This window comes from Bacteroidota bacterium (genome assembly GCA_034439655.1).
Taxonomy (GTDB): Bacteria; Bacteroidota; Bacteroidia; order UKL13-3; family UKL13-3; genus CANJUD01.
Map to the genome: position 1 here is coordinate 1 of JAWXAU010000196.1, position 4,264 is coordinate 4,264.

5 protein-coding genes are annotated in these 4,264 nt (G+C 34.8%); 2 read left to right on the plus strand and 3 right to left on the minus strand.

The genetic code is table 11. From position 1 onward, the window contains the following. Nucleotides 1–108: 108 nt before the first annotated feature. From SGJ10_14595 to SGJ10_14605, 3 genes are all read right to left on the minus strand, one after another. The gene (locus SGJ10_14595; GenBank protein MDZ4759352.1) at nucleotides 109–735 is read right to left on the minus strand and encodes a DUF523 domain-containing protein; all 627 of its coding nucleotides are present in this window, start codon (nucleotides 733–735) and stop codon (nucleotides 109–111) included. A 308-nt stretch (nucleotides 736–1,043) separates the two neighbouring features. Further along, entirely contained in the window at nucleotides 1,044–1,385 is a 342-nt protein-coding gene (locus tag SGJ10_14600; protein ID MDZ4759353.1) for a hypothetical protein, read from the minus strand. Between the two features lie 442 nt (nucleotides 1,386–1,827). After that, the gene (locus SGJ10_14605; protein MDZ4759354.1) at nucleotides 1,828–2,991 is read right to left on the minus strand and encodes a hypothetical protein; all 1,164 of its coding nucleotides are present in this window, start codon (nucleotides 2,989–2,991) and stop codon (nucleotides 1,828–1,830) included. A gap of 357 nt (nucleotides 2,992–3,348) precedes the next feature. Here SGJ10_14605 and SGJ10_14610 point away from each other — a divergent pair, with 357 nt between their 5' ends. Both SGJ10_14610 and SGJ10_14615 read left to right on the plus strand, forming a co-directional pair. Then, nucleotides 3,349–3,771, plus strand: coding sequence for a hypothetical protein (locus tag SGJ10_14610; GenBank protein ID MDZ4759355.1), 423 nt, complete (start codon nucleotides 3,349–3,351; stop codon nucleotides 3,769–3,771). 48 nt (nucleotides 3,772–3,819) lie between these two features. Further along, nucleotides 3,820–4,264 (plus strand): hypothetical protein (locus SGJ10_14615; protein MDZ4759356.1); only part of this gene is annotated, 445 nt, incomplete at its 3' end.

A 4,264-nucleotide genomic window follows, 5' to 3' on the forward strand; every position in this document is an offset into this window, starting at 1 on the left:
CCCGATAATTATCGGGATGCGGGGGGATTAGTCCCCCTTTTGCGGACTATTATATATTGAGTTTCGGTATAATTATTTGGTTTCAAAAATCAGCAAATTAAAATGATACTATTTCTTCGTATTAAAATATTCCCTATACCAATCCCCATCATTGTGGTCTATCGCATCAGTATTTATAATATGCGTATCATCAATTTTACTATATAATATTTCCAATGCTGCAAAATCGCGTTGACTAATAACTTTGAAACCTGCTTTTAATAATTGTGCCGTACAAACTCCTGTTCCAATTTGGTATTTTTTATCTTCAGCATAGCGGTTGCCATCATATATAACCTCACTTCCACAAGCTGCACTAATATCCATCATCACGGCCAATTCTACGTTTTCTCTTTGTGCAACTTCAAGCATTTTTTTCGAAGCTTTTATCATACCTTCAGTCCAGTCTATACCACTTTCAGTTAATACTTTTGCTTTACCATTTAATACATCCATTCCGTTTCCTCCATGTATATCGCACATCTCCCTGGGTGTGCCAAAAGAAAACTCTTCTGGACAAAAAGGAATAAGTTTTACAGTGTGATATTTCAATAATTTTAATACACTGGGATACTCACCATTGGCACTCCCATCAACGCCACACAGCATACCTGTTAGGCATGCACTCACCAATACTCTTAAAGGATTTTCTTTGGCGGGAGTTCTGAGGTTTTTAAGGTAGATGTGGTTGGTCACATATATAGTTTTTTTGAGCCTTTTAATAATCTGTGATATTCAGGTGTCTTAACTTTGTTTTCGCAATTATTTATCTGCTGTCTATTTTTAGTATTTTAACGTTATGCAGCTTTACGGAAGGCGGGTCCGATAGCTATCAATCTTCTGCACCAAGCTTGCCTCGACAATTATAGGGATAAAAAACTAAATTTTAATTAATCAAAACCCCGAAGGGCTCACGAAAGCCATTAAAAAATTATAATATAATGCGTAAAACTATCTTTGGAATACATAACCCGCCAATAGGGTAGGTACTGTTAGTTTTAGTGCTATTTGTGTTCAATGAGTATTTTATTTTTTGGAACTGCAAATATTTTGTCATCAATCATCTGTCTTGATATTGATGTCGCTGCGACCGAAGCAATAAAGTCTGTGTACTCAATTTTATATTTTAGATAAACTGCTTTCATTTTTTGCGTATTAATATTTTTATCTAATGCAGTAATATTTTTGTACCAATTAGGGTTTATTCTCAAAGTATCGGAATTAAAATAAAAACTAACTGTTTTGTTTTCGTAGTAGGTTATAAGTTCATCACAGTCAATACCAAGTATTCTTTCACTATGGGGTTTGATTTCAAATTTTAATATCTTTTGCCCATATATTTCCAAATAATTACCCTCTTTAAATGAAAGGTACGCTGTCTTGCCAAAAAAAATTGTTTGTCTTAAAAATGTATTCGTTTTTATACATTATTTTTCCTTCAAAATAGTCGGTGTGGTTTTTTGTTGTAGTCGAAGAAAAAGCAAGAATAATAATTGAGAAACAGAGTAATATTGATGTCGCTTTGTTTTTTATTAACTTATCGCTAATTTCCTTATACGTCTCAGAATTATCAGACATGTCTCCCAATTTTTTGTCGGGTATGTATCATAAATGCCGTTTCAAAGGTATACTTATTTTTGAAATATCCAAATCATCATAGTGGTTTTTTGATGGCCGTTTTATCTAAGAATTTCTTCAATACCTGCGATAAACCTTCTTGCAAAAATTAACCTCCAACATAGCATCAGATAGATTTTGTTTAGCTAATCTGCTTCATTATTTTAAATACTACTTGCCCTTTTTTTCGTTCCCTCCACCTTGCTGTTGTCCACCTTTTTGATGTCCACCTTTTTGTTGATGACCACCTCCTTGTTGCTGTCTACCCTTTTTTTCCTGTGCACCACCTCCTTTTGCTGGGTCATGCCCGCATCTGTCTGGTTTTCCTCCAGAATAAGGCCTATCGTGATTCTCATGAGATTGATTTCCTTTTTCTTTCATTTTCGTATGTCCGTTTCCTTCATTCTTAAAGTGCTTGTTGTCTTTCATGTCTGATTTATCTTTATTTCCATGATTACCTTGATTCCAATGATCTCCAAAATGATTATTGTTGTGAAATTTGCCAGCAGACCCGGGGCCATAAATTGGTTTTCCTTTCATTTTAGGCCAACCTTTTTCTTTATAAAAATTATCGTAGCGGTTGAGTACAAAAATTGAATTCTGTCTATTGTTATAATATATTTGAAAAGCGGGATTTGGATAAAAAATATCTTGGTAAATATAATGTTTTTTGTGGTGGGCAACTTCAACTGTATATACGTTATAGGGATAGGGTGGCCAAGGCGAATACCAAACCGGATATGACTCCCAAACTACTGGAGAAACATAACTAACATATACTGGATTATAAACATACGCAACAGGAGCCCATAACGATACATTCACTTCAACTCCAAGTGCTGCTGTATGAAACACCTCTGGTAAAACGGATGCCTCGCCTTTTTTTTCATCCTCTTCAGGTTTTGGTTCCACAATTACATTTTCGCCATACATATATTCATTGCCTTTAATTTGAAGGGTAATGATATCATTTGTTTTTTTAACCAAACTAATCACTGCCACATCCTGAAACTCTGTATCATTTACCAATACTTGCAAGATAATAGCATGTCCTGTTCCATTTGTTTCGTCCTTTACACGGATATAATCGGTTTTCGAATCCCCGTTCAAGTCTAGGTTGTTTACTTTTTTAGTAGTGTTCAAGCGTTTTTCAAAATCTTCTGGATCTTTAGATTCCTTAAAAAGGTCAACAACAGCTACTAGGCTTAAATTATCGCCTGGCAAACCTGTGCTGTCAATGTCGGATGTTTCACTTTTGTCACCTGAACAAGAGGGTAAAATAAGACTAGAATATAAAAATATAGTTCCAGTAAATATTAAAAATATTTTTTTCATTATTATTATAAAGTGATAGTATAACAACTTAATTCCAATTTAGTTTTAAATCAAAAATTAATTTATGATCGGCCTTTGAAATTGCAAAGAAAAATTTCAATTTCGAGCCTCAAACCTCAAGGGATTTTCAAAAGACAACAAACGCAATTTTATTAGGCAGCCAGTATCAGTGAAACAAGTTTTAGCACAAGCACACTGCAAGTCTTTAGGAAAAGTAAACCATTTGATAATATTGCTATTGTGTTTTTTTCTTTATATTAGGTTGGAATTGGTTTGGCAATTACTTTTGAAAATTAATCAACTAATTTAATAATGAAACATTTAACAAATTATCTCTAACGTTCTATTATAATGGGTATGCTAACTATTACCACTGTTTATGGTCAGTTGGGTTACAAAGCATCAAATGCGGTTAACCACAAAACTGCGTGGTCCGACCTGGACACCATGGGCACAGCGGTCTCTTTTTCTTCTTACGACGATGAGGATTCATCTGCTCAGGACATCGGATTTTACTTTAAATTTAATGACCAATCCTATAATCGATTTATTATAAATACCAACGGGTTTATAAAGCTCGATTCATTTGCATCATCGGCAAATAATATATATTATAATGGTGGTCAATCGACAAGCGGAGGAGAGTTCAACAACAGCAATACTGACGACTCCTGCATATTGGCCATTTTCAATACCGATTTAGATGCGGGTACGGGCACACCCGAAATTAGAGTATATACCTCTAGTTCTAGCGGTAGTAGAATTTGTATAATACAATAGAAAAACTTTAAAGACAAGCATGCATCACCTGCCATACAGTTTGATAATATGAGTTTTCAAATTAAATTATATCAAGGTAGCAATAGAATTGATTATGTATATGGCCCTTTCACAGCTTCTACAAACAATGATGACCGCTTTACAGTGGCAGTTGGAATTCGCGGTGCTAGTTCAAGCACTCAGGATATTGTTTCGGTAACAAAAGCCAGCACCACAAGTTGGGATCAGGCGGTAATTCAGTCAGGGAATTACCCTGGGGGTGGAGGAGGGCCTACCACCCATAATACCCGCAATACGGTTATTCACGATTCGGGCAAGACTTATACTTTTATGCCCGCGTTCAATCGTGATATTAGGATAAAACCTATATATTCTTATGGTAAAATCCCCTATTATTACACTGACTCACAAACTATAGGTGTTGGTGTAGTAAACAATGGGCTAGATTCGATTTCTTATTTTGAAGTTATATTAAATTTATATGGTACCAATA

Bases quoted from the DNA above. Each gene is read 5' to 3' on its own strand.
- SGJ10_14605 (MDZ4759354.1), bottom strand. From the start codon at position 2,991: ATGAAAAAAATATTTTTAATATTTACTGGAACTATATTTTTATATTCT.
- SGJ10_14610 (MDZ4759355.1), top strand. From the start codon at position 3,349: ATGCTAACTATTACCACTGTTTATGGTCAGTTGGGTTACAAAGCATCA.